Genomic DNA, 24,432 nt, shown 5'->3' on the forward strand with positions numbered 1-24,432 from the left:
GGCAGGCTTACTTGCGTGCGGTCAGGCCGACGGTCTTGCCGATGGTCTCGTTGAAACTCGTCACGCAGGCGGCCGAGCAGCGAGCGGCCCACTTCGGCAGCACCGACTCGTCGAGCACCTTCTTCAGCAGCACCTTGTCGGCCGCGCTCGGTGTCACCAGGGTCATCTTGCCCTTGACCGGCAGCGTGCAGGCGGCGGCGCCGGTGTTGCAGTCGTAGCCCTGCTGGGTCTGTTCGGCGGCGGCCTTCCAGATGTCGTCGGTCATCTTCTTGACGTTGGTTTCCAGGAAGGCGCGGACTTCGGGCTTGAGGTTGTTCCAGCTCTTCTTGTTGACCGCGTGGACCTGCTGGTTCCAGTTGATCGGCAGCGCGACCAGGTGCGTCGACACCTCGTACCACTTGGCCGAGTAGCCCGACAGCGAGCCGGTGATGGCGCAGTCGACCACCTTGTTCTGCAGCGCCGGCACCACTTCGCCGAAGGCCATGGTGACGCCCGTGCCACCCAGGGCCTCGACGAATTCGGCCTGCGTGCGGCTGCTGGTGCGGACCTTCTTGCCCTTCATGTCGGCCAGGCTGGTGATCGGCGCATTGCAGAACAGCACCTGCGCGGGGTAGGTCGAGAAGCCCAGCACCTTGACGCTGGAGCTCTCGTCGTAGAACTTGGCGTAGACGGGTGCGAAGGCATTGGTGACGTCACGTGCCGTCTTGACGTCGGGCGCCAGGCCGGCCAGGTCGATGGCTTCGTTGATCGGGTTGTCGCTCGCGAAGTAGGACAGCGTGGCGGTGCCGAACTCGACCACGCCCTGCGACATCAGGCGCATGAGTTCGGGGCCCTTCAGGCCCATCTCGTTGAAGCCCTTGACCTCGGCCGTGACCTGGCCCTTGGACAGCTCGGGAATGGTCTTGGTCCAGAACGGCTTCTCGTAGTCGTTGTAGGCGCTGAGGTTGCTCAGGCCGCCGACGACCTTGAGCTGCGTCTTCGGAAGTTCCTGCGCCTGGGCGGCGCCGAAGCCGGTGGCTGCGGCCAGCAGCAGGGGGAGGGTGAATCGCTTGTTCATGTCAAAGACTCCTTAGGGAAAAACAACGGGAAGGGACGGAAAGCAGGGCGGTCGGTCAGTCAAGACCAATCCGCCAGGTCACGGGGGAAAGCGAGCAGGCATTCGGCATGGTCGTCGTGCACCAGCACCATCTCGCCGATGGCAGCGCCGCCGTGGCCGGGCACGAAGATGTTCGGATGCAGTTCGAGCAGCATGCCGGCGTGCACCGCCGGGGCCGATGGCGCCACGCCCGGCGCGGCGCCGAACCATTGCGGAAAAGCCGCGGTCGCGTGCGCCTCTTCGTAGGAATGGCCGAGCCCATGGCCGTAGCGGAAATGCGTGCTGCCGCCGCCGCCGACCGGCAGTTCGGCCTGCATGGCGGCTTCGACCGCGCCCAGCGGCGTGCCGCAACGCAGCGCGCCGAGCGCGGCGTCCAGGGCCGCCACGGTGCGCGCGTGCAGTTGCGCCAGCGCCTGGCTCGGCCGGCCCAGATGCCCCATGCGGATGCCATGGCCCCAGTGGCCGTCGACCGTGAGCATGACGCCGAAGAGCACCTGGTCGCCGGCCTGCGGGACGTGCAGGCACTCTTCCTTCCAGTAGCGCGGGTAGTCGGCCTGCGGCCCGGCGGTCAGCCAGGTGCGGCAGTAGTCCGCGCCCAGTTCGAGCGCGCGCTGCGACAGCGCGAGCTGGATGCGCCAGGCCGGCAGGCCGCGGCGAAGCGCCGGGCCCAGCGCCTCGAACAGGTGATCGCAAACGGCGGCTGCTTCACGGTGCACGGTCTGCTGGGTCGCGTCGAGCACGCTGCGGGCGGCGTCCAGCCAGCCGTCGAAGGAATGTTGGGTCCGTGCGGCGAGGCCGACTTGCATCGACGCCCAGGCCGCCTGCGGCAGTTCGTCGAAGCCGATCGTGGCCACGCCTTCCACGCCGCCCAGCAGCCCGGACAGGTGCGCGCCCCAGGTGGCGGGCGGCGCGTCGACGACATCGAATTCAGGGTGTTGCTGTCGTGCCAGTGGCACCAGAAAGGGGCTTCCGACCAGCAAGGTGCACGCCGATGGGGTGCACACCAGCAACGACAGGCTCTCGTGCCCGTCCCACTGCGTGAGGTAGCGCAGGGCGCCGTGCGCGCGTGAACCCGCACCCAGCGCGCTGCCATGCCCGAACACCAGCGCGGCCTGCAAACCCAGACGCGCCGCCTGCGCCAGCAGCGCGCGCCGCCGCGCGGCGCATGGGGCGGCGAAGCGGCTGGCAGGGACGGAATGAGTGGCGGGCATGGGGGACGGAGGCGGCTCGAAAAAGTGCAACTTTAAAGTTGTTGTGAAATTTCACATCAGTATTAACGTGATGGCAAGCGAATTTCATGCCAATATCTGTGCTGCGCTACAGTGCATCTTTTGCCACCTCGGAAGTTCCGTGCCCGTCACCTCGCGTCCCCGCAAGCCCCGCACCCCGGTCGCCCGACCGGCCGTGGATGTCTCTCAGAACGAGCAGGCTTACGCGCTGCTCAAGGAGCGCTTGACGACGCTGGCTTACAAGCCCGGGGACTACCTCAACACCGCCGCGCTGATGGGCGGGCTCGGGCTGGGCCGCACCCCGATCAACCACGCGTTGCACCGGCTGTCCAACGAGGGCCTGGTGCAGATCATTCCGCGCAAGGGCGTGATGGTGTCGCCGCTGTCGATCGACGACGCGCTCGACTTGATCGATGTACGCGTGGTCAACGAGGCCCTGTGCGTGCGGCTCGCTGCGGCGCGGGTCACCGCCCCCGAGCTGCAGCACATCCGTGACCTGGCGGCGGATTTCGACGCGGCCGCGGCCGAGCGCGACATCACGCGCCTGATGAACTGCGACCGACTGTTCCACGAAGCCATCGCCGCCGCTTCACGCAACCAAGTGCTCATCGAGATCCTCAAGGTGCTGCATGCGCGTTCGCAACGCTTCTGGGCCATCTCGCTGTCGGCCGAAGGCCATCTCGCCGAAGTCAGCGCCGAGCACCAGGCCATCATCGCCGGGCTGGAAGCGGGCAACGCCGACGGGGTGGCCGAGGCGGTGCAGTCGCATGTCGAATCGTTCCGCCGCTCGTTGCTGCAGCGGCGCTGAGGCGCCACCTGCCTTTTCAGGCCGCCTTCCCGGATTCCAGCTTTCCTTCACCGATCACCATGACCTTGCCCACTGCACGCACCGTCGCCACGCCCGCTTTCGTCGACGCCGCCCAGGCGCGCGCGGCCATCCGCCGCGGCGACTGGACCGGCCACACCAGCGGCCTGGCACCGGCCAACGTGCAGGGCAACGTCGCGATCCTGCCGGCCGCGCAGGCCGCCGACTTCCTGCGCTTCTGCCAGGCCAACCCCAAGCCCTGTCCCTTGCTGGCCGTGTCCGAGGTGGGCCAGCCGCTGCTGCCCACGCTGGGCCATGACGTCGACATCCGCACCGACGTACCGGCCTATCGCGTGTACCGGGACGGCGTGCTGGCGCAAGACGGCATCACCGACATCCGTGCGCTCTGGCGTGACGACCTTGTGACCTTCGTGCTCGGCTGCTCCTTCTCGTTCGAGCACGGGCTCATCGAGGCGGGCATCCCGCTGCGTCATGTCGCGCAGGGCCGCAACGTTGCCATGTACAAGACGAACATCCCGACCGTGCCGGCCGGCCCGTTCCACGGACCGATGGTTGTGTCGATGCGTCCGATGAAGGCCGCGGACGTGATCAAGGCCGTGCTGGTGACCGCGCGAACGCCGCGGGTTCATGGCGCGCCGGTCCACATCGGCAACCCCGCTCTCATCGGCATCACCGATCTGGGCACGCCGGACTTCGGCGACGCGGTCGAGGTGATGGACGACGAGCTGCCCGTCTTCTGGGCCTGCGGCGTGACACCACAGGCGATCGTGATGGCGGCCAGGCCGGCCTTCTGCATCACGCATGCGCCGGGCCACATGCTCATCACCGATCTGCTCAACAGCGAACTCCCCTTCGCCTAGGGCCTGTTAACGCTATTTCCGGAGATTGCGTTGCCCGGCCCAGGGGCTGGATGCAAGGCGCCCGCGCGCAGCAAGGCTGAAGCCTTGCAAGCGCGGGCAACGCCGCAGACGGCCCCTGGGCCGGGCAACCCGAAGGGAAGGCGCGCCCCGGCCGGCCACTCGGCGTTGCGCTCCTTGCATGTGCCGACGCACATGCGGCGTCACGCGCCTTGATTGGCCAGCCGGGGCATGCCTTCGCAACTCCGGAAATAGCGTTAACAGGCCCTGATCGACCGCGCGCGGCGTGCCGCGCCTTCGTACGCCACCCGGCGTATTGGTGACTTTCTCCCCACCGAAGAGACTTCGCTCCATCGCTGCACATCGACCCGATGCATGCAGCGGTCGCAGTCAAACCACACAGGAGCAGGAGTCACCATGCAACGTCGTTTCACCCTCAAGGCGCTCACCGCCGCCGTCGCGCTGGCCAGCATCTCCGCTGCGCCGGCATTCGCCGCCGACACCATCAAGGTCGGCGTGCTGCACTCGCTGTCCGGCACCATGGCCATCTCGGAAACCGTGTTGAAGGACACCGTGCTGATGGCCATCGAGGACATCAACAAAAAGGGCGGCGTGATGGGCAAGCAGCTCGAGCCCGTGATCGTCGACCCGGCCTCCAACTGGCCACTGTTCGCCGAGAAGACGAAGCAGCTGCTCGGCCAGGACAAGGTCTCGGTGATCTTCGGCTGCTGGACCTCGGTGTCGCGCAAGTCGGTGCTGCCGGTCGTCGAAGAAATGAACGGCCTGCTGTTCTACCCCGTGCAGTACGAAGGTGAAGAGCTGAGCAAGAACGTGTTCTACACGGGTGCCGCGCCCAACCAGCAAGCCATTCCGGCCGTTGACTACCTGATGAGCAAGGAAGGCGGCGGCGCCAAGCGCTGGGTGCTGCTGGGGACCGACTACGTGTACCCGCGCACCACCAACAAGATCCTGCGCGCCTACCTGAAGAGCAAGGGCGTGAAGGAGTCTGACATCGACGAGAAGTACACGCCCTTTGGCCACAGCGACTACCAAACCATCGTCGCCGACGTCAAGAAATTCTCGGCCGGCGGCAAGACGGCCGTGGTGTCGACCATCAACGGCGACTCCAACGTGCCCTTCTACAAGGAACTGGGCAACGCGGGCCTGAAGGCCAAGGACGTGCCGGTCGTCGCCTTCTCGGTGGGCGAAGAAGAACTGCGCGGCGTGGACACCAAGCCGCTGGTGGGTCACCTGGCCGCATGGAACTACTTCATGTCGATCAAGAACCCGACCAACACCGCCTTCATCAAGCAGTGGAGCGACTACGCCAAGGCCAAGAAGATCCCCGGCCACATGGACAAGCCGCTGACCAACGACCCGATGGAAGCCACCTGGATCGGCATCCACATGTGGAAGCAGGCCGTCGAGAAGGCCAAGTCGACCGACACCGACAAGGTGATCGCCGCCATGGCCGGCCAGACCTTCAACGCACCGTCGGGCATCGTCTCGAAGATGGACGAGAAGAACCACCACCTGCACAAGAGCGTGTTCATCGGCGAGATCAAGGCCGACGGCCAGTTCAACGTGGTGTGGAAGACGCCCGGCCCGGTCAAGGCCAAGCCATGGAGCCCGTACATCGAAGGCAACGACAAGAAGCCCGACCAGCCCGCCGGCAAGTCGATGTAACTGGTTTTGCTCGCCCCCAGGATGCGGCGCACTGCGTGTCGCCTCCTCCCACCCCCTACCGGGGGCAACACCTGCGGCCCGGCGAAGCCGGTTCCGCGGTGTTCCCACATCAGAGAGACGCCGTGCGACCACCCATGCGCTTCATCCATTCCTGCGCGGCGGCATTCGCGCTCCTCGCGGCCTTCTCGGCTTTGCCCGCCCACGCGCTGACCGCCGACGAGGCCAAGGCCATCGCCTCGGGCGACACCGAGGCGCGCATCGCCGCGCTCGACAAGGCGGTGCTCACCGCCGACGAGAAGACCGCGGCCTTCATCCAGGCGATGGCCGACGACGCGGTCAAGTACACCGCCGACAAGGTCTTCGTCATCAAGGACGACAAAGGGTACGACCCGGTCACCGGTGTCGAGGCGAAGGTGCCCGACGACGCCGAGGATGTCGTCAACAACAACCTGATGCGCGGCGCCTTCGACGCCGCGCAGGCCGTGCTCAAGCTGACCAGCAAGGACGACAAGGCCCGCGCCGACGCGGCCCAGGCCCTGCTGAAGGAGCCGAGCGAATCGCGCTTGCCGGCCGTCGAGCGCGCGCTGGCGGCCGAGACGAATCCGTCGATCAAGGCCCAGCTCGAACTGGTACGCGCCGCCTCGATGCTCAACAGCGCCGACGCTGCAAAGCGCATCGACGCCGCCAAGGCGCTGGCCGAGCGCAAGAGCCCCGACACCAAGCTGCTGCTCAACCAGCGGCTGGCCGACGAGACCGATGCGGGCGTGAAGCGCGCCATCGTGGCCTCGATCGCCAGCATCGACGGCGCGCTGGTCTGGGGTGACCGCATCAACGCGATCTTCAGCGGCATCAGCCTGGGCTCGGTGCTGCTGCTGGCCGCGCTGGGCCTGGCCATCACCTATGGGCTGATGGGCGTGATCAATATGGCGCATGGCGAGCTGATGATGATCGGCGCCTACGCCACCTACGTGATGCAGGGCATCTTTCAGCGCTACGTCCCGGAATCGATGTTCGGCCTGTACCTGGTCGCCGCCATCCCGGTGTCGTTCCTCGCTTCGGCGCTGGTCGGCGCGGTGCTGGAGCGCGGCGTGATCCGCTTCCTGTATGGCCGGCCGCTCGAGACGCTGCTGGCCACCTGGGGCATCAGCCTGATGCTGCAGCAGATGGTGCGCTCGATCTTCGGCGCGCAGAACGTCGGCGTCGAGAACCCCGGCTGGATGAGCGGCGGCTTCACCATGCTCAGCAACGTGACGCTGCCGTGGAACCGCATCGGCATCATCGTCTTCGCGGTACTGGTGCTGCTCGCGATGGGCTGGCTCATCGGCCGCACGCGGCTCGGCCTGTTCGTGCGCGGCGTCACGCAGAACCGGCCCATCGCCTCGTGCATGGGCGTGAACACCGCCCGCATCGACACCTACGCCTTCGCGCTGGGCTCAGGCATCGCCGGCCTGGCGGGCTGTGCTCTGAGCCAGATCGGCAACGTCGGCCCCGACCTCGGCCAAAGCTACATCGTCGATTCATTCATGGTGGTGGTGATGGGCGGCGTCGGCCAGCTCGCCGGCACGGTGTATGCGGCCATGGGCCTGGGCATCCTCAACAAGTTCATCGAAGGCTGGGCCGGTGCGGTGCTCGCGAAGATCGCGGTGCTCGTCTTCATCATCATCTTCATCCAGAAGCGCCCGCAAGGGATCTTCGCGATGAAAGGCCGGAGTGCCGAGGCATGAGCAAAGTCGTATTACCTACCAAAGGCCCGCTGCTCAGCGGCAAGGGCTGGACGGTGTTCTTCGTCGCGCTGATCGTCGTGTGCGCCGTGGCGCCGATGCTCAACCTGCTGGTGCCGCGCGAGAGCATGTTCTATATGAGCGACTACGCGGTGGCGCTCGTCGGCAAGATCATGTGCTATGCCATCTGCGCGCTGGCCATGGACCTGATCTGGGGATACACCGGCATCCTGTCGCTGGGCCACGGCATGTTCTTCGCGCTGGGCGGCTACATGATGGGCATGTATCTCATGCGCCAGATCGGCCGCGACGGCAACTACAAGAGCGACCTGCCGGACTTCATGGTGTTTCTCGACTGGAAGACGCTGCCCTGGCACTGGACCTTCAGCGACAGCTTCGTGATGACGCTGATCCTGATCGTCGCGGTGCCCGGCCTGATCGCCTTCGTGTTCGGCTTCTTCGCCTTCCGCTCGCGCATCAAGGGGGTGTACTTCTCGATCATCACGCAGGCCATGACCTTCGCCGCGATGCTGCTGTTCTTCCGCAACGAGACGGGCTTCGGCGGCAACAACGGCTTCACCGACTTCAAGCGCATCCTGGGCATCCCGATCGCGACGCAGGAGATGCGCATGACGCTCTTCGCGCTCACCGGCGCAACGCTGCTGGGCTTCTTCCTGTTCAGCAAGTGGCTCATCGGCAGCAAGTTCGGCCGGGTGCTGCAGGCCATTCGCGACGCGGAAACGCGCGTGATGTTCTCGGGCTACAACCCGCTGCCCTACAAGCTCACCATCTGGGTCATCTCCGCGATCATGTGCGGCGTGGCCGGCGCGCTGTACGTGCCGCAGGTCGGCATCATCAACCCCGGCGAGATGAGTGCGGCCAACTCGATCGAGATCGCCGTGTGGGCCGCAGTGGGTGGGCGCGCCACGCTCATCGGGCCGATCATCGGTGCCTTCATCGTCAACGGCGCGAAGAGCTGGTTGACGGTGGCCTACCCCGAGTACTGGCTGTATTTCCTCGGCGCGCTCTTCATCGCCGTCACGCTCTTCCTGCCGAACGGCATCGTCGGGCTGGTGCGCAAGTGGCGGTCGAAGGACAAGAACGCGCCGAGTGACGGCCGGCTCGAAGCGCAGCGCGCACTGGCCGCATCGGAAGGCGTGGAGCCGAGCGCCCTGGCGCCGCTCGCCGCAGAACCGAAGGGAGCGCGCGCATGACGCCCGACCTGATGGAAGAGGGCGCGAAGCGCATCGCTCTGCACGACGGCATTGCACTGCCCGGCAACACCGAGTCGGGCGGACGTGCTGCAGGCTTCGGCCGCCACGCGACGCCCGGCGAGGTCGACATCACGCACGGACGCATCCTCTACCTCGAAGACGTGTGCGTGAGCTTCGACGGCTTCAAGGCGATCAACAACCTGAGCCTGGACATCGCGCCCGGCGAGCTGCGCTGCATCATCGGCCCGAACGGCGCCGGCAAGACCACGATGATGGACATCATCACCGGCAAGACGCGGCCCGACAGCGGCACCGTGTTTTTCGGCAGCACCATCGACCTGTTGCGCCACAAGGAGGCGGATATCGCCCAGCTCGGCATCGGCCGCAAGTTCCAGAAGCCGACGGTGTTCGAGCAGCTCACGGTGTTCGAGAACCTCGAGCTGGCGCTCAAGACCGACAAGGGCGTGAAGCGCTCGATGCTGTTCAAGCTCGATTCGGCGCAGAGCGACCGGTTGGCCGAGATCATCGAGACCATCCACCTGGCCGACAGCGTGTCGCGCATGGCGGGCAACCTGAGCCATGGTCAGAAGCAGTGGCTGGAGATCGGCATGCTGCTGATGCAGGATCCGAAGCTGCTGCTGCTCGACGAGCCGGTTGCGGGCATGACGGACGAGGAAACGGCGCGTACGGCGGAACTGTTCCTCACGCTGAAGGGCAAGCACTCGTTGATGGTGGTGGAGCACGACATGAGCTTCATCCGGACCATCTCGGAGATCGTGACGGTGCTGTGCGACGGGTCCGTTCTCGCGCAGGGAACCCTCGATGAAGTGCAGGCGGACGAGCGGGTGATCGAGGTTTATCTTGGACGCTGAAGTTTTCTTTGTGCGCGGGTGTCAGCGATCACAGCGATTGCGCCACCCCAAGCCCGGCAGGCGGTGCGGGCCGGGCGATCCCCTGTGCACCGCAGGGCAGCCGCGAAGCGGCCGGCGCACCGGGGTCGCCCGGTCCGCACCGCCTGCCGGGCGCTGCGCCCATGGCAGACAGCTGTGACCCGAACAACTGAAGCAGGAACAAGACATGCTCACAGTCAAGAACATCCACCAGTACTACGGCGGCTCCCACATCCTGCGCGACGTGAGCTTCACTGCCACGCTCGGCAAGGTCACCGTGCTGCTCGGCCGCAACGGCGTCGGCAAGACCACGCTGCTCAAATCGCTCATGGGCCTGGTGCCGATCAAGAGCGGCAGCATCGAGTTCGACGGCCAGCCGATCCAGAAGAAGACACCGTACGAGCGTGCCCGCGCCGGCATGGGCTTCGTGCCCCAGGGCCGGGAGATCTTCGCGCGGCTCACGGTGGAGGAGAACCTGCGCATGGGCCTGGCCTACAAGAGCGGCAGCACGCCGATCCCGGCCGAGCTGTTCGAGCTGTTCCCGATCCTCAAGCAGTTCATGAACCGCCGCGGCGGCGACCTCTCTGGCGGGCAGCAGCAGCATCTGGCCATCGCCCGCGCGCTGGCGCCGAGCCCCAAGCTGCTCATCCTCGACGAGCCCACCGAAGGCATCCAGCCGAGCATCATCAAGGACATCGGCCGCGTCATCCGCATGCTGGCGGATCGGGGCGACATGGCGATCTTGCTGTGCGAGCAGTACTACGACTTCGCGCAGGAGCTGGCCGACGACTACCTCGTGATGGAGCGCGGCGAGGTCATTGCGCGCGGGCTGGGCAAGGACATGGAAGCGCAGGGCGTGCGCCAGCTCGTGGCGATCTGATCGTTGGGTCAGGCCGACCCACAGGCCTTACCCCGAAACATCCGGCACGAAGTGCCCGCGAGACACCCGTGCCGCGAACACCGCACGCTCAGACAAAAGGCCGAGGTTCCCCGTCTTTGCATGCGATCGGGTGTCAGTGCGCCGACCCCAGCTGTTCGAGGATGGCTGGATTCTCCAGCGTCGACGTGTCCTGCGTCACCGCCTCGCCCTTGGCCACCGAGCGCAGCAGGCGCCGCATGATCTTGCCGCTGCGCGTCTTGGGCAGGTTGTCGCCGAAGCGGATGTCCTTCGGCTTGGCGATCGGACCGATCTCCTTGGCCACCCAGGCGCGCAGTTCGTTCGCGATCCGGGTGGCTTCCTCGCCGGTCGGGCGGCCGCGCTTGAGCACCACGAAAGCGCAGATCGCCTCGCCGGTGGTGTCGTCGGGCCGGCCGACCACGGCCGCCTCGGCCACCAGTTCGGTATGCGACACCAGCGCGGACTCGATTTCCATCGTGCCCATGCGGTGCCCGCTCACGTTGAGCACGTCGTCGATGCGGCCGGTGATGGTGAAGTTGCCGGTCTTCGCATCGCGGATGGCGCCGTCGCCGGCCAGGTAGTAGCGACCTTTGAATTCTTCAGGGAAGTAGCTTGCCTTGAAGCGTTCCGGGTCGCCCCAGATGGTGCGGATCATCGCGGGCCATGGCTTCTTCACCACCAGGAGGCCGCCCTGGCCCCAGGGCATCGGGTTGCCGGCCTCGTCGACCACGTCGGCGCTGATGCCCGGGAAGGGCAGGCTGCAGGAGCCCGGCACCAGGTCGGAGACACCCGGCAGCGGCGTGATCATGTGGCCGCCCGTTTCGGTCTGCCAGAAGGTGTCGACGATCGGGCAGCGGTCGCCGCCGATATGGTGGTGATACCACTGCCAGGCGGCAGGGTTGATCGGCTCGCCGACAGAGCCGAGGATGCGCAGGCTCGACAGGTCGTAGTTGCGCGGATGGGCCGTGGGCGTGCTTTCGGCCGCCTTGATGAGCGAGCGGATCGCCGTCGGCGCGGTGTAGAACACGGTCACCAGATGGTCCTGGATCATCTTCCAGAAGCGGCCGGCATCCGGATAGGTAGGCACGCCCTCGAACACCACTTCGGTGACGCCGAGCGCCAACGGCCCGTAGGCGATGTAGGTGTGGCCGGTGACCCAACCGATGTCGGCCGTGCACCAGAACACGTCTTCGGGTTTGAGGTCGAAGGTCCAGCTGCAGGTGAGTGCGGCATGCAGCAGGTAGCCGCCGGTCGAATGCTGAACGCCCTTCGGTTTGCCGGTGGAGCCCGAGGTGTAGAGCAGGAACAGCGGATGCTCCGCACCCACCCATTCGGGTTCGCAGCGGGTGGGCTGGGCTGCCGCGAGTTCGGCCATCCAGAGGTCACGCGCCGCATTGAACGGCACTTCGCCGCCCGTGCGCCGGGTGACGAGCACGTGGCGAACGCTGTCGCAGCCGCCGAGCGCCAGCGCATCGTCGACCAGCGCCTTCAGCGGCAGGTGCTTGCCGCCGCGCACTTGCTGGTCGGCCGTGAGCACCAGCACCGCGCCGGTGTCGGCGATGCGGTCACGCAGCGCCTGCGACGAGAAGCCGCCGAACACCACCGAGTGGATGGCGCCGATGCGTGCGCAGGCCTGCATGGCCACCACGCCGTCGATCGACATCGACATGTAGATGACGACGCGGTCACCCTTCTTCACCCCGAGCGAGCGCAGCACGTTGGCGGCGCGGCAGACCCGCTCGAGCAGTTCTGCATAGGTGATGCGCGTGACGGCGCCGTCGTCGGCCTCGAACACGATCGCGATCTTGTGGCCGAGGCCGCGTTCCACGTTCCGGTCGAGGCAGTTGTACGACGCGTTCAGCGTGCCGTCTTCGAACCATTTGAAGAAGGGCGCATGGCTGTCGTCGAGGACGTGGGTGAATGGCGTCTTCCAGGTGATGAACTCGCGCGCCAGGCGCGCCCAGTAGGCCTCGTGGTCGGCGTCGGCCTCGGCCACCAGCTTGTCGTAGGCCGCGCGGCCCGAGACGTGTGCATTGCGCACCGTGACGTCGCTCGGCGCGTAGGTGGCGGCGGTGGATACTTCGGTCTGGCTGGTCATGCGGATGTCTCCTGGGGGTGATGTCAATCGATGGCGCTGGCGGAATGCACGCGGTCGCGCAGCAGGAACTTCTGGATCTTTCCCGTCGACGTTTTAGGCAGCTCGCCGAACACGATGCGCTTGGGCACCTTGAAGCGCGCGAGCAAAGGCCGGCAGAACGCGACCAGCTCGGCTTCCGAGACCGCGCGACCGGCCTTGAGTTCGACAAATGCGCAGGGCACTTCGCCCCATTTGGCGTCGGGCTGTGCCACCACGGCGGCGCTCAGCACGGCAGGGTGGTGGTGCAGCGCGTCTTCCACCTCGATCGACGAGATGTTCTCGCCGCCGGAGATGATCACGTCCTTGCTGCGATCCTTGATCTTCACGTAGCCGTCCGGGTGCAGTACGCCGAGGTCGCCGGTGTGGAACCAGCCGCCTGCGAAGGCTTCTTCGGTGGCGCTCGGGTTCTTGAGGTAGCCCTTCATCACCGCGTTGCCGCGGAAGAAGATCTCGCCGAGGGTCTCTCCGTCTGCCGGCACCTGAATCAGTGTCTGTGGGTCGAGCACGGTCACGGCCTGCTGCAGCGGGTAGGCAACGCCCTGGCGGCCGTTGAGCCGGGCCCGTTCTTCCGGCGGCAGCCCTTGCCAGGACGGCTGCCGGGTGCAGATGGCCGACGGGCCGTACACCTCGGTCAATCCGTAGACATGGGTGATCTCGATGCCGGCGCCTTCGCAGCCCGCGATCACCGCCGCCGGCGGCGCCGCACCTGCGACCAGCCCCTGCACCACATGGTCGATGCCGGCGCGCAGCTCGGCCGGTGCGTTGATCATCATGCTGTACACGATGGGAGCACCGCACATGTGCGTGACGCGGTGTTCGCGGATCAGCGGGTAGATCAGCGCCGGGTCGACCCGGCGCAGGCACACGCTGGTCGCGCCCACGAGTGCGAGAACCCACGGGAAGCACCATCCGTTGCAGTGGAACATCGGCAGCGTCCACAGGTACACCGCCTGGTCCGGCAGGTTCCAGGCGATCGCGTTGCTGGCTGCGTTGAGGTAGGCGCCGCGGTGGTGCGTCACCACGCCCTTGGGGTTGCCAGTGGTGCCGGAGGTGTAGTTCAGCGCAATGGCGTCCCACTCGTCGGTCGGCAACTGCCAGGCGAAGTCGGGGTCGCCGGTGGCGAGAAAGCGCTCGTAGTCGATGTCGCCGAGCCGCGCGCCGAGGGGCGCCAGCGCGTCCTCGACCTCGATCACGAGCGGGCGGTTCGCACCCAGGGTGGAGAGCGCCTGCCCCACGACGCCGGCGAACTCGCGGTCGGTCAGCAGCACCTTGGCCTCGCCGTGCTGCAGCATGAAGGCAATGGCCGGCGCATCGAGCCGGGTGTTCAGCGTGTTCAGCACGGCGCCGCTCATCGGCACGCCGAAATGAGCCTCGAACATGGCCGGGGTGTTGGGGAGCATGACGGCCACCGTGTCTCCGGGGCCGACGCCGCGCGCAGCCAGCGCGCTGGCCAGCCGGCGGCACCGGCTGTAGGTGTCGGCCCAGCTGCGGCGAACCGCACCGTAGACCAGCGCCACGCGATCCGGATAGACGTGGGCGGCGCGTTCGAGGAATGAAAGCGGCGACAGCGCCACGAAATTCGCAGCGTTCTTGTCGAGCCCCATGGCATAGGGGTTGGTGCGTGTCATGTCGTCTCCGAGGGCGGTGTTTTCCCGAAGCCCGAGGATCGGCCATGAACATTGCACGAGCCGCATCGAAAAATGACGAATGATTGCAGCGAGGCGGCTATAACCTCCAGAATTTCAAGAGACACGACGTTTTGCCCTCCGCAGCTCCGCTCGCGCGCTACCAGACCCTGCAGGCCGGACTCGACCTGCTCGACCAGGGGCTGTCGATCTTCGACGCCCAGCTGCGCCTGGTGGCCTGGAACAGCGCCTACGTGCGCCTGCTCGATTTCCCGGAGGGCATGGCCTGCCTCGGCACGCCGTTCGAGACCTTCATTCGCTACAACGCCCGCCGCGGCGAATACGGCGCGGGCGATCCCGAGGTGCTGGTGGCCGAGCGCTTGGCCGCAGCCCGCACCTTCGCGCCGCACGACATCGAGCGCGTCCGCCCTGACGGTCGCGTGCTGCACATCCATGGCGAGCCGCTGCCGGGGCATGGCTTCGTCACCCTCTATTCCGATGTGACAGCGCAGCGCAAGGCCGAGCGCACGATTCGCGAGCACAGCGCCGACCTCGAAAACCGCGTCGCCGCGCGCACCGCGGAACTGGCCAGCAGCGAGCAGCGCGTGCGCCTGGTGATGGACTCGATTCCGGCGCTGGTGGCCTACTTCGACCGCCACCGCGTCTACCGCTACATCAACCGGGGCTATCACGACTGGTTCCGCGTCGACACCACGCGGCCCGAACAGGCCAGTGCCCGGTCGTTTCTGGGCGACGTGGTGTACGCAGTGGTCAAGCCGTACGTGCTGCGTGCCATGGCCGGCGAAGCGCTGAGCTTCGAGTACGAACTCGCCACCCGCACCGGCGACCGGCGCGCCGTGCGTACCTCGCTGGTTCCCGAGCGGGCGGCCGACGGCACGTTTGCCGGCTGCTTCGAGCTGACGTTCGACATCACCGAACAGAAGCGCGCGCAGGAGCTCCTCGCACGCACGCAGAAGCTGGAGGCACTGGGCCATCTGACCGGCGGGCTGGCGCACGACTTCAACAACATCCTCACCGTCGTCATCGGCAACCTCGCGGCGCTGGCGGATGCGCGGCCCGGCGATGCACTGGTGCCCGAATACGTGCTGCCGGCGCTCGACGCCTCCCGGCGCGGGGCCGAACTGGTGAAGGGCATGCTGCACTTTGCCCGGCGGCAGCCGTTGCAGGCCGGCGCGGTCGACGCGGTGGCGCTGCTACAGACGGTGCAGCGGCTGGTGCGGCGGTCACTGCCCGAGCATCTCGAACTCGTGATCGACGCCCCCGGCGCCGCCGCGCCGCTCTGGGCATGGATCGACGCGAGCCAGCTCGAGCAGGCCCTGCTCAACATGATCCTCAACGCACGCGACGCGACGCCACCCGACGGCCGCATCACCCTGCGCCTGCGCCCGGCCGTGCTCGACGCCGGTGCCGCTGCCGCGCTGCAGACGGCCATCGGCGAGCACGTGCGAATCGACGTCGAAGACAACGGCGCCGGCATGGATGCGCACACGCTGGCGCACATGTTCGAACCCTTCTTCACCACCAAGCAGCCGGGGCGCGGCACCGGGCTCGGCATGGCCATGGTGTACGGCTTCATCAAGCAGTCGGGCGGCGCCATCGACGTGCACAGCCAGCCAGGTTGCGGCACCACCATTTCGCTCTGGCTGCCCGCCAGTGGTGGCGTCGAGGCCGGGCAGGAGATCGCCGCGATGACCCCGGCTGAGGCGGGCCGGCGCGGACTCGCCCTGCTGGTGGACGATGATGAGCAGGTGCGTCGCGTGGTTCGCCGCAACCTGCTCGAGCTGGGCTACAGCGTGCTCGAGGCCGACAACGGGGCCGAGGCCTTGCAACTGCTCATGCACACCGACGGCATCGCGCTGCTGCTGACCGACGTGGTGATGCCGGGCAGCGTCGACGGCAGCGCAGTCGCACGGGCAGCGCGTGCGCAGCGGCGCGCGCAGGCCGTGGTGTTGATGAGCGGCAACGCTTCCGGCGACCTGCAGGTGCCTGGCGTGCCGCTGCTGACCAAGCCGTTCTCGACCGCGCAGCTGGCGGATGCGATCGAGGCGGGCCGGCCATGAACACGCTGGCACACCGCGGCATGGCCGACGAGGGCGCGCCACCCTCGCTGGTCTTCCTGGTGGAAGACGATCCGGCGGTGTCGAAGCTGGTGCTTGCCGCGCTGACCGAGTTCGGCTTCAGCTGCGAGGTCTTTCAGACGGGCGCCAGCGTGCTGCGGCGCATGCAGACCGAAAAGCCCGACCTGTGCATCGTCGATCTCGGCCTGCCCGACATGGACGGCATCGACCTCATGCGCCGCATCACCATGCAGTCGAATGCCGGTGTGCTGATCCTCACAGGCCGCGGCCACACGGCCGATCGTGTGATGGGGCTCGAGCTGGGCGGCGACGACTACATGACCAAGCCGTTCGAGTCGCGCGAGCTGGTGGCGCGGGTGCGCAGCATCCTGCGCCGCCGCATGGGCGCGCCCGGGGCCACGGGCGGGCGACAACGCCGGTATGCGTCCTTTCAGGGTTGGCGCATCGACTGCGCAGCCAACATCCTGCGCGCGCCGGACGGAGCCGAGCACTTGCTGGGCACCGCCGAGACGCAGGTGCTGCGCTGCTTCGTCGAGCGGCCGCACCAGATCCTCACGCGCGAGCAGCTGATGGGCGCACGCGACCTGTCGCCCACCGACCGCAGCATCGACGTGCGCATCTCGCGCCTGCGTCGCAAGATCGAGAACGACCCGCACGACCCGGTCGTCATCAAGACGGTTTACGGCGCAGGCTACATGTTCGCCGCCAACGTCACCTGGGAGTGATTTCAATCGTAATGTGACGAATGATTGCGTCGTCGCCCACGGGCGGAGCGGGCGTTCCAGAATCGCGCCGACCCAAGCCCAGGAGACAAACCATGCGCGATCCCATCGTCGACAAGATCCAGTCGAATCCCAAGTACCACGAGCTGCGCCGCAAGCGCAATGCCTACGGCTGGCTGTTCACGGGGCTGATGATGGTCGTGTACTACGGCTACATCGCGCTCATCGCGTTCAACAAGCCGTTCCTTGCCGCGCCGATCGGCAGCGGCGTCACCACGATCGGCATCCCGATCGGGCTCGGCGTGATCGTCTTCACCATCGCCATCACCGCGATCTACATCCGCCGTGCCAACGGTGAGTTCGACCGCCTGACGGCCGAGATCCTGAAGGAAGCCACACAATGAACCGCCGCTCCTCATCCTCATTGTTCGCGCTCGCCATGCTGCTGGCCACCGGTGCGGCCATGGCCGCCGGCGGCGATGTCGGCCAGGTCGCGAAGCAGCCGACCAACTGGATCGCGATCGGCATGTTCTCCGGCTTCGTGCTGCTCACGCTGTGGATCACCAAGCGCGCTGCGGCACGAACCAAGTCGGCGTCGGACTTCTACACCGCGGGCGGCGGCATCACCGGCTTCCAGAACGGCCTGGCGATCGCGGGCGACTACATGTCGGCCGCGTCGTTCCTCGGCATTTCTGCCGCGGTGATGGCCACCGGCTATGACGGCCTGATCTACTCGATCGGCTTTCTGGTCGGCTGGCCGGTCATCACCTTCCTCATGGCGGAGCGGCTGCGCAACCTGGGCAAGTTCACCTTTGCAGACGTGGCCGGCTATCGCTTCCAGCCCGGCCCGATCCGCGCGTTCGCGGCCTCCGGCACGCTGGTGGTGGTGGCCTTCTACCTGATCGCCCAGATGGTGGGTGCCGGCCAGCTGATCAAGTTGCTGTTCGGGCTCGAGTACTGGATGGCGGTGGTGATCGTCGGCGGGCTGATGATGGTGTATGTGCTGTTCGGCGGCATGACGGCCACCACCTGGGTGCAGATCATCAAGGCGGTGCTGCTGCTCGCCGGCGTGACCTTCATGGCGCTGATGGTGATGGCGGCCTTCAACTTCAGCCCCGAGGCGCTGTTCGCCAAATCGGTCGAGGTGCGCACGCTGATCGCGGCCAACGCCGGCAAGAGTCCGACCGAGGCGGCCGACATCGGCCTGGCCATCATGGGCCCGGGTGGCTTCGTGAAGGATCCGATCTCGGCCATCTCGTTCGGCATGGCGCTGATGTTCGGCACCGCGGGTCTGCCGCACATCCTGATGCGGTTCTTCACCGTGCCCGATGCCAAGCAGGCGCGCAAGTCGGTGTTCTGGGCCACGACATGGATCGGCTACTTCTACCTGCTGATCTTCATCATCGGCTTCGGCGCCATCACGCTGGTACTGACCAACCCGGAATTTGCCGACACCACCACGGGCGTCATCAAGGGCGGCGCGGGTGCAGCCAACATGGCGGCGGTGCTGGTGGCCAAGTCGGTCGGTGGCAACGTGTTCTACGGCTTCATCTCGGCGGTCGCCTTTGCCACCATCCTGGCGGTGGTGGCGGGCCTGACGCTGTCGGGCGCATCGGCGGTGTCGCACGATCTGTATGCCACGCTCATCAAGAAGGGCAAGGCCGACAGCGCAGCCGAACTCAGGGTGTCGCGCGTCACGACGGTCGCGCTGGGCATCGTGGCGGTGGCGCTGGGCATCCTCTTCGAGAAGCAGAACATCGCCTTCATGGTGTCGCTGGCCTTCGCCGTGGCGGCCTCCGCCAACTTCCCGGTGCTGTTCATGTCGGTGCTGTGGAAGGACTGCACCACCCGCGGTGCGGTGATCGGCGGCACGCTCGGCCTGATCTCGTCGGTGGGCCTGACCATCGTCTCGCCGTCGGTCTGGGAAGCCACGTTCGGCAACCCGAAGGGCTCGGCACTGTTCCCCTATGCCTCGCCGGCCCTGTTCTCGATGACCATCGCCTTCGTCAGCATCTGGTTGGTCTCGGTGCTGGACCGCAGCCGTCAGGCGCAGGCCGAACGTGCGGCGTTCCCGGCGCAGCAGGTGCGCTCGGAGACCGGTCTCGGTGCGTCGGGTGCCTCTGGGCACTGAGTGCGCCTCAGGCCAGCGTTTTCAGCTTCAGGAAGGCCAGCGCCGCCATCACCGCATCGTTCAGCGCATCGTGCGCCGGACGCTGCGGCAGGCCAAGGTCGCTCATCAGCGTGGCAAAGCGCAGATCGATGTCGCCGCCACGCTCGTGCGCCGGACGCTGGCGGTTCTTGTGGTCGTAGTAGAGCGCCGAGACCTCGATCTTCGGCTGCGGCAGCCCCATGCCGAGCAGCGGGAACAGCACACGGTCGATCATGGCCACATCGAACTCCAGGTAGTAGCCCACCAGGGGACGGCTGCCGATGAAGCGCAGCAGCTGGTGCATCGCCTCGTCGGACGCCATGCCCTCGGCCACGTCGCGCTCCCGCAGGCGGTGGACACGCACGCTGTCGGCCGACACGGCACGCCGATCCGGCCGCACCAGCAGTTCCAGCCGCTCGCTGCACAGGATGCGGTTGCCGCGAATGCGCACCGCGGCGATCGCCACGATCTCGTCGCGCCGTGTGTCCAGCCCGGTGGTCTCGCAGTCCAGCGCCACCCACTCGTCGGGCGGCGGCGCGTCCCACATGAAGCGAAATCGCGGGTCGCCCAGGTGGTAGATCAGCCACCAGCGCTTGAGCGCCGTGAACCAGCGCGGGGGCGCGATCGCGCTCACAGCGCGTCCAGGTGGAAGCGCTGGTGCAGCATGCGGCGAAACCGCTTGACCACACCCAGCGTGTCTTTAAGCAGGTCGCGCTCCAGGCTGCTCAGGCGGTGCGGGTCGACCTTGCCGCTGACCGCATGGCCCGCATCGAGTTCGGCGAGACCCGCCTTCATCCGCAGGCCCATGAAGAAATAGAGGCTCTCCAGCACGTCGGTGGCGAGCGCGCGGTCGATCTGGCCCGCCGCCACCAGCGCATCGAGGCGCCCTGCGGTGGAGGTGTCGACGAGCTGCGCACGCAGCGCCAGGCTGCGCACGCCGTGCACCAGCGGGAACAGGCCCTGCTTCTTGACGTCGAAAGCGTCGCGCGTCCCCTCGCCACGTGCCAGCAGGCGATGCAACCAGCCGCCGTCGTCGGCAAAGGCGTCGATCGCGGAGGCAAAGCGCGCGGCGATCGCGTCGTTGTCGGTGGTCAGTGCGAACAGGCTCGCCCGCACGCCGGCCAGCAAGCCCGCATCGCCGCAGACCGCGTGCGCGTCGAGAAAGATCGCCAGCGCCATCAGCCGTTCGCCGTCGGGCTGCAGCAGCCAGCCGCGCGCGCGTTCTGCAAATTCGCGCTGGCTGGCGCGCCAGTGCGGGTTCGACACCATGATGCCGCCGGGGCATTCGGGGTAGCCGAATTCGATGAGCGACCGGGTGAAGCGAGCGCAGATCGCGTCGAGGTCAGCGGGAGGGGCATAGCCGTCGCGCAGCAGCAGGCCGTTGTCCTGGTCGGTCTTGAGCAGCTGCTCGCCGCGGCCTTCGCTGCCCATCACGAACAGGCAGCTGTTGGCAACCAGCGCCGGCGGTGCGATCAGTTGCCAGGTGCGTTCGAACAACTTCGCATCGAGCGCCTGCACCAACGTCGCGATCTGGCCGACCCGCGTGCCGCCGCGATGCAGCAGGGCAATCAGCCGTGTGACATGGCCGCAGACCTGTCTCAGCGCCGCCAGATCCTGCGCCTCGGCGATCTCGCGGTTGATCAGATAGGAATGGTTCGACAAAAAGCTGAACAGGTCGAGCGCCTCCAGCATCCCCACCACGCGGCCGCTGTGGTCGTCGGCCAGCACGGCCACCCGGTGCACCTTGTGCCGCACCATCACCGTCAGGGCGTCGCCGACCGGGTCGCCCGCGTTCACCGTGATCAGGCCGAAGCTGGTCACCTCGCGCACTGCAAGGCGCTCCAAAGGCGTGCCATGGAGCACGGCGCGCTGCAGCGCCGTCACCGTGAAGATGCCGAGCCGTGCCACGCCTTCGGCATCGGTGTCGCGCACCAGCACGCTGGAGGTGCGCTCGGCCTGGAACAGGCGCACCACCGAGAGCACGTCGCAGCCGGCGTCCACGAAATGCGGCACCCGCACCGGGATCGCGTCGACGCGCGCCAGCGCCAGCGACTGCAGTTCATGCTGGCTGCTGCGCCCGGCAATGGCGCCGAGCTTCTTCGAGAGGTCGGAGAACAGCAGCGCGCCGAATGCCGCGTTGCGCGCGATCAGTTCGTTCACCACCTCGCGCGAGAGCTGGTAGGCCACCAGTTCCTCGGTTGCGACGAAACGGCCGCTGACCTTGCCCGCCACAAGGCTGCGGCCATCGAAGGTGTCGTCGGGCCCGAAGCCGGCGACAGGCTCCCCGCCGTCGGGCTCGAACTGCTGCACGAACCCCTTGATCACCACGAACAAGTGGGTCGGGGCGATGGCGGCATCGAGCACGACCTCGCCCTCGCGAAAGTAGGCGATGTCGACGCCCGCACGCACCCGCTGCTGCTCGTCGGGCGTCAGGCAGTCGAAAGGGGACACCTGGAAGTTGAAGGCGTTGGGCATGGCGCGTCGTCTGAGAAGTGTCCGCTGTCAGCGCCTGCTGTGCTTGATATCGGACAAGCTGCCACGCATTGGCCAGGTTGCCGTCCGGCAGTGCGGGATATGGGTTTACCCCTAGACTCGGGCTTTGCCCGCCGCTGCCGGGCCGCTCCAAGGAACCCGGTTTGAACCTCACATCCACCGCGCCGACCGGCGCGGAAGCCGCCGCACGGCCCCAAGTCAATTTCGGCCGCGCCGTGCTGGCGCTGGGCGTGGGGGGCTTCTCCATCGGCACCGGCGAATTCGTCATCATGGGCCTGCTGCCGGAAGTCGCGAACGACATCGGTGTGAGCATTCCGCAGGCCGGCCACGTGATCAGCGCGTATGCGCTGGGCGTGGTCATCGGCGCGCCAGTGCTCGCCGTGCTGGCCGCCGGCTGGCCGCGCCGCGCGCTGCTCATCGCGTTGATGGGCCTTTACGCGCTGGGCAACTTCGCGTCGGCGCTGGCGCCGGGCTACCTGTCGCTCAACCTCATGCGCTTTCTCACCGGTCTGCCGCATGGCACCTACTTCGGCGTGGCGGCGCTGGTGGCCGCCACGCTGGCCCCGCCGGGCGCGCGGGCGCGTGCGGTCGGCTTGGTCATGCTCGGGTTGACGGGTGCGACGCTCGTTGGCGTGCCCATCGCGGCCGCGTTGGGCCAGCACTTCGGCTGGCGCGCCGCCTTCGTGTTCGTCGGCCTGATCGCGGTGCTGGCGATGGTGCTGCTGCGCCGCGGCGTGCCCGACATACCGGCGGCGGCTGGCACCAGCCCGCTGCGCGAACTCGACGCGCTTCGCCGTCCGCAGGTCTGGCTCACGCTGGGCATCGCGGCCATCGGCTTCGGCGGCATGTTCGCCGTCTACAGCTACATCAAGCCGACGCTGACCGAAGTGGCGGGCCTGTCGGTCGACCACGTGCCCTTCGTGCTCGCGCTGTTCGGTCTCGGGATGGTGGCGGGCAACCTGGTCGGGGCGCGTCTGGCGGACAAATCGCTGATGCGCACCATCGGCGGCCTGCTGGCGTGGTCGGTGCTCGTGCTGGTGCTGTTCGTCTTCGCGGCGCCGCATGTGGTCACGGCGGCGATCGCCACCTTCCTGATCGGCACCATCGTGGCCATCGGGCCGGCCCTGCAGATCCGGTTGATGGACGTGGCGGGCGACGCGCAGACCCTCGCCGCCGCGCTCAACCATTCGGCCTTCAACATGGCCAACGCGCTCGGCGCCTGGCTGGGTGGCGTTGCCATCAGCGCCGGGCTGGGGTGGACGTCGACCGGCTGGGTCGGGGCCTTGCTGGGGCTGGCCGGGTTGGGCATCTTCGCCTGGGCGGTGGCCGACGCGCGCCGGCGCATGGCGCACTGATTCAGCGGTGGCCGGCGCTGCCCATCGGTGGCGCGATGTCTTCCAGCGACCGCCGTTCGGCGTTCACGCCCCAGCGCAAGGCGATGAGCCCCGCACCGATCACCAGCGCCGCGCCAATGCCGTAGCCGACCGTCACGGCGCCGCGGCTGCCGGTGTCGATCAGCACGCCGAACAGCCACGGCGCCACGAAGCCGCCGGCGCCCGTGCCCACCGCGTAGAACAGCGAGATCGCCAAGGCGCGCATCTCGAGCGGGAACACCTCGCTCACCGTCAGGTAGGCCGAACTCGCGGCAGCCGAGGCCAGGAAGAACACCGCCGACCAGCACAGCGCCTGCGTTAGCGCGGTCAACCAGCCGGCCATGAAGGCCGCGCCCGTCAGCGCCAGGCCAACGCCCGACAGCGTGTACGTGACCGCGATCATCCGGCGCCGCCCGACCCGGTCGAACAGCGGCCCGAGCAGCAGCGGCCCCAGCACGTTGCCCAACGCGAAGGGAAAGATGTACAGCGCCACCCGACCCGCGGGCACGCCATGGAAGCGCGTGAGCACCAGCGCATAGGTGAAGAAGATGGCGTTATAGAAGAAGGCCTGCGACACCATGAGCGACAGCGCGACGATGCTGCGCTGCCGGTAACGCCGCAACAGCACGTGCGCCACCTCCCGCATCGACGGTGCTGCCCGGCGCACGAAGCCCAGGCGCTCGGTCACCAGCGGCAGCGGCCCGTGCTGCGCCGCGACCTCGGCCTCGATGCGCGCCATGATGGCCTCGGCTTCGTCGGCGCGGCCATGCGCGATGAGCCAGCGCGGGCTCTCGGGCACATCGCGTCGCACCAGCAGGATCGCGACCGCCAGCAGCGCCCCCAGCGCGAAGCCGGCGCGCCAGCCCCACACGGGGCCCAGCACGCGCGGGTCGAGCAGCAGCAGGCTCATGCCCGCACCCAGCGCCGCGCCGACCCAGAAGCTGCCGTTGATCGCCAGGTTGACGCGGCCGCGCACCCGCGCGGGGATGAGTTCGTCGATGGCCGAGTTGATGGCCGCGTACTCGCCGCCGATGCCCACGCCTGTCATGAAGCGGCAGAACGCGAAGAAGAGAAAGCCGGGCGAGAAAGCGGTCGCGAAGCTCGCCACCGTGTAGACCGCCAGCGTGATGAGGAAGAGCTTCTTGCGCCCCCACCGGTCGGCCAACCGGCCGAACACCAGCGCCCCGACGACGGCGCCGCCGATGTACAGCGAGCCCGCGCCGCCGATCTGCGCGGCGCTCAGACCGAGCGTGTCGTCGCGTTCGAGCACGCCGCCGAGCGAGCCGACCAGCGTGACCTCCAGCCCGTCGAGCACCCAGGCGACGCCCAGTGCGATCACCACGCGCCAATGCCAGCGCGACCAGGGCAGGCGATCGAGGCGGGCGGGGATGTCGGTGTGGACGGCAGTCATCGGCCG

General features: G+C 67.5%; 19 protein-coding genes. 12 read left to right on the plus strand and 7 right to left on the minus strand.

The window, feature by feature from the left end:
* Positions 1 to 7: 7 nt before the first annotated feature.
* Positions 8 to 1,057, minus strand: a complete 1,050-nt coding sequence (locus ACSFA0_RS16400; RefSeq protein ID WP_435451331.1) for a TRAP transporter substrate-binding protein — start codon at positions 1,055 to 1,057, stop codon at positions 8 to 10.
* Between the two features lie 59 nt (positions 1,058 to 1,116).
* Positions 1,117 to 2,307 carry a M24 family metallopeptidase gene (locus tag ACSFA0_RS16405; RefSeq protein ID WP_435451332.1) on the minus strand — a complete coding sequence of 397 codons (1,191 nt, stop codon included), beginning with the start codon at positions 2,305 to 2,307 and terminating at the stop codon, positions 1,117 to 1,119.
* 193 nt (positions 2,308 to 2,500) lie between these two features.
* Between ACSFA0_RS16405 and ACSFA0_RS16410 the strand changes: the two genes are divergently transcribed.
* The 7 genes from ACSFA0_RS16410 (at position 2,501) to urtE (ending at position 10,399) form a co-directional block, all read left to right on the plus strand.
* The gene (locus ACSFA0_RS16410) at positions 2,501 to 3,133 is read left to right on the plus strand and encodes a GntR family transcriptional regulator (RefSeq protein WP_435451333.1); all 633 of its coding nucleotides are present in this window, start codon (positions 2,501 to 2,503) and stop codon (positions 3,131 to 3,133) included.
* Positions 3,134 to 3,192: 59 nt separating this feature from the next.
* Positions 3,193 to 4,011, plus strand: coding sequence for a putative hydro-lyase (locus ACSFA0_RS16415; RefSeq protein WP_435451334.1), 819 nt, complete (start codon positions 3,193 to 3,195; stop codon positions 4,009 to 4,011).
* A 414-nt stretch (positions 4,012 to 4,425) separates the two neighbouring features.
* The gene (urtA, locus tag ACSFA0_RS16420; RefSeq protein ID WP_435451335.1) at positions 4,426 to 5,694 is read left to right on the plus strand and encodes an urea ABC transporter substrate-binding protein; all 1,269 of its coding nucleotides are present in this window, start codon (positions 4,426 to 4,428) and stop codon (positions 5,692 to 5,694) included.
* A 134-nt stretch (positions 5,695 to 5,828) separates the two neighbouring features.
* The gene (urtB, locus tag ACSFA0_RS16425; RefSeq protein ID WP_435451914.1) at positions 5,829 to 7,418 is read left to right on the plus strand and encodes an urea ABC transporter permease subunit UrtB; all 1,590 of its coding nucleotides are present in this window, start codon (positions 5,829 to 5,831) and stop codon (positions 7,416 to 7,418) included.
* Positions 7,415 to 8,629: an urea ABC transporter permease subunit UrtC gene (urtC, locus tag ACSFA0_RS16430; protein ID WP_435451336.1), complete on the plus strand. Its 1,215-nt coding sequence runs from the start codon at positions 7,415 to 7,417 to the stop codon at positions 8,627 to 8,629. Before urtB ends, urtC begins: the two co-directional genes overlap by 4 nt.
* A complete protein-coding gene (gene urtD / locus ACSFA0_RS16435; RefSeq protein WP_435451337.1) occupies positions 8,626 to 9,501 on the plus strand; it encodes an urea ABC transporter ATP-binding protein UrtD in 876 nt (291 codons plus the stop codon). The genes urtC and urtD overlap by 4 nt, the downstream gene beginning before the upstream one ends.
* A 205-nt stretch (positions 9,502 to 9,706) precedes the next feature.
* Complete coding sequence (gene urtE / locus ACSFA0_RS16440; RefSeq protein WP_435451338.1) at positions 9,707 to 10,399, plus strand: urea ABC transporter ATP-binding subunit UrtE; 693 nt, start codon at positions 9,707 to 9,709, stop codon at positions 10,397 to 10,399.
* Between the two features lie 133 nt (positions 10,400 to 10,532).
* Here urtE and acs read toward each other — a convergent pair whose 3' ends face one another.
* Positions 10,533 to 12,515 (minus strand): acetate--CoA ligase, encoded by a 1,983-nt coding sequence (gene acs / locus ACSFA0_RS16445; protein WP_435451339.1) that lies wholly within the window; start codon positions 12,513 to 12,515, stop codon positions 10,533 to 10,535.
* A gap of 23 nt (positions 12,516 to 12,538) precedes the next feature.
* On the minus strand, positions 12,539 to 14,182 hold the full coding sequence (locus tag ACSFA0_RS16450) for an acyl-CoA synthetase (RefSeq protein WP_435451340.1): 1,644 nt from the start codon (positions 14,180 to 14,182) through the stop codon (positions 12,539 to 12,541).
* 131 nt (positions 14,183 to 14,313) lie between these two features.
* Here ACSFA0_RS16450 and ACSFA0_RS16455 point away from each other — a divergent pair, with 131 nt between their 5' ends.
* From ACSFA0_RS16455 to ACSFA0_RS16470, 4 genes are all read left to right on the plus strand, one after another.
* On the plus strand, positions 14,314 to 16,260 hold the full coding sequence (locus ACSFA0_RS16455) for a hybrid sensor histidine kinase/response regulator (RefSeq protein WP_435451341.1): 1,947 nt from the start codon (positions 14,314 to 14,316) through the stop codon (positions 16,258 to 16,260).
* Positions 16,257 to 17,003 (plus strand): response regulator transcription factor, encoded by a 747-nt coding sequence (locus ACSFA0_RS16460; RefSeq protein ID WP_435451342.1) that lies wholly within the window; start codon positions 16,257 to 16,259, stop codon positions 17,001 to 17,003. Before ACSFA0_RS16455 ends, ACSFA0_RS16460 begins: the two co-directional genes overlap by 4 nt.
* 92 nt (positions 17,004 to 17,095) lie before the next feature.
* A complete protein-coding gene (locus tag ACSFA0_RS16465) occupies positions 17,096 to 17,404 on the plus strand; it encodes a DUF485 domain-containing protein (RefSeq protein WP_435451343.1) in 309 nt (102 codons plus the stop codon).
* Positions 17,401 to 19,131, plus strand: coding sequence for a cation acetate symporter (locus ACSFA0_RS16470; protein ID WP_435451344.1), 1,731 nt, complete (start codon positions 17,401 to 17,403; stop codon positions 19,129 to 19,131). The genes ACSFA0_RS16465 and ACSFA0_RS16470 overlap by 4 nt, the downstream gene beginning before the upstream one ends.
* A gap of 7 nt (positions 19,132 to 19,138) precedes the next feature.
* On the opposite strand, the gene ACSFA0_RS16475 is transcribed toward ACSFA0_RS16470, so the two are convergent.
* A complete protein-coding gene (locus ACSFA0_RS16475; protein ID WP_435451345.1) occupies positions 19,139 to 19,783 on the minus strand; it encodes a 3'-5' exonuclease in 645 nt (214 codons plus the stop codon).
* Positions 19,780 to 21,624, minus strand: coding sequence for a putative nucleotidyltransferase substrate binding domain-containing protein (locus ACSFA0_RS16480; RefSeq protein ID WP_435451346.1), 1,845 nt, complete (start codon positions 21,622 to 21,624; stop codon positions 19,780 to 19,782). Before ACSFA0_RS16480 ends, ACSFA0_RS16475 begins: the two co-directional genes overlap by 4 nt.
* Before the next feature lie 161 nt (positions 21,625 to 21,785).
* On the opposite strand from ACSFA0_RS16480, the gene ACSFA0_RS16485 reads away from it, so the two are divergent.
* Positions 21,786 to 22,997, plus strand: a complete 1,212-nt coding sequence (locus ACSFA0_RS16485; protein WP_435451347.1) for an MFS transporter — start codon at positions 21,786 to 21,788, stop codon at positions 22,995 to 22,997.
* A 1-nt stretch (position 22,998) separates the two neighbouring features.
* On the opposite strand, the gene ACSFA0_RS16490 is transcribed toward ACSFA0_RS16485, so the two are convergent.
* Positions 22,999 to 24,426, minus strand: coding sequence for an MFS transporter (locus ACSFA0_RS16490; protein ID WP_435451348.1), 1,428 nt, complete (start codon positions 24,424 to 24,426; stop codon positions 22,999 to 23,001).
* Positions 24,427 to 24,432: the final 6 nt, after the last annotated feature.

It is taken from the genome of Variovorax restrictus (genome assembly GCF_051216715.1).
Classification (GTDB): domain Bacteria; phylum Pseudomonadota; class Gammaproteobacteria; order Burkholderiales; family Burkholderiaceae_C; genus Variovorax.

What these genes read in the sequence shown, in the direction of transcription:
- ACSFA0_RS16400 (WP_435451331.1), bottom strand. Translation starts at nt 1,057, where the DNA reads ATGAACAAGCGATTCACCCTCCCCCTGCTGCTGGCCGCAGCCACCGGC.
- ACSFA0_RS16405 (WP_435451332.1), bottom strand. Translation starts at nt 2,307, where the DNA reads ATGCCCGCCACTCATTCCGTCCCTGCCAGCCGCTTCGCCGCCCCATGC.
- ACSFA0_RS16415 (WP_435451334.1), top strand. Translation starts at nt 3,193, where the DNA reads ATGACCTTGCCCACTGCACGCACCGTCGCCACGCCCGCTTTCGTCGAC.
- urtA (WP_435451335.1), top strand. Translation starts at nt 4,426, where the DNA reads ATGCAACGTCGTTTCACCCTCAAGGCGCTCACCGCCGCCGTCGCGCTG.
- urtB (WP_435451914.1), top strand. Translation starts at nt 5,829, where the DNA reads ATGCGCTTCATCCATTCCTGCGCGGCGGCATTCGCGCTCCTCGCGGCC.
- urtC (WP_435451336.1), top strand. Translation starts at nt 7,415, where the DNA reads ATGAGCAAAGTCGTATTACCTACCAAAGGCCCGCTGCTCAGCGGCAAG.
- urtD (WP_435451337.1), top strand. Translation starts at nt 8,626, where the DNA reads ATGACGCCCGACCTGATGGAAGAGGGCGCGAAGCGCATCGCTCTGCAC.
- urtE (WP_435451338.1), top strand. Translation starts at nt 9,707, where the DNA reads ATGCTCACAGTCAAGAACATCCACCAGTACTACGGCGGCTCCCACATC.
- acs (WP_435451339.1), bottom strand. Translation starts at nt 12,515, where the DNA reads ATGACCAGCCAGACCGAAGTATCCACCGCCGCCACCTACGCGCCGAGC.
- ACSFA0_RS16450 (WP_435451340.1), bottom strand. Translation starts at nt 14,182, where the DNA reads ATGACACGCACCAACCCCTATGCCATGGGGCTCGACAAGAACGCTGCG.
- ACSFA0_RS16460 (WP_435451342.1), top strand. Translation starts at nt 16,257, where the DNA reads ATGAACACGCTGGCACACCGCGGCATGGCCGACGAGGGCGCGCCACCC.
- ACSFA0_RS16465 (WP_435451343.1), top strand. Translation starts at nt 17,096, where the DNA reads ATGCGCGATCCCATCGTCGACAAGATCCAGTCGAATCCCAAGTACCAC.
- ACSFA0_RS16470 (WP_435451344.1), top strand. Translation starts at nt 17,401, where the DNA reads ATGAACCGCCGCTCCTCATCCTCATTGTTCGCGCTCGCCATGCTGCTG.
- ACSFA0_RS16480 (WP_435451346.1), bottom strand. Translation starts at nt 21,624, where the DNA reads ATGCCCAACGCCTTCAACTTCCAGGTGTCCCCTTTCGACTGCCTGACG.
- ACSFA0_RS16490 (WP_435451348.1), bottom strand. Translation starts at nt 24,426, where the DNA reads ATGACTGCCGTCCACACCGACATCCCCGCCCGCCTCGATCGCCTGCCC.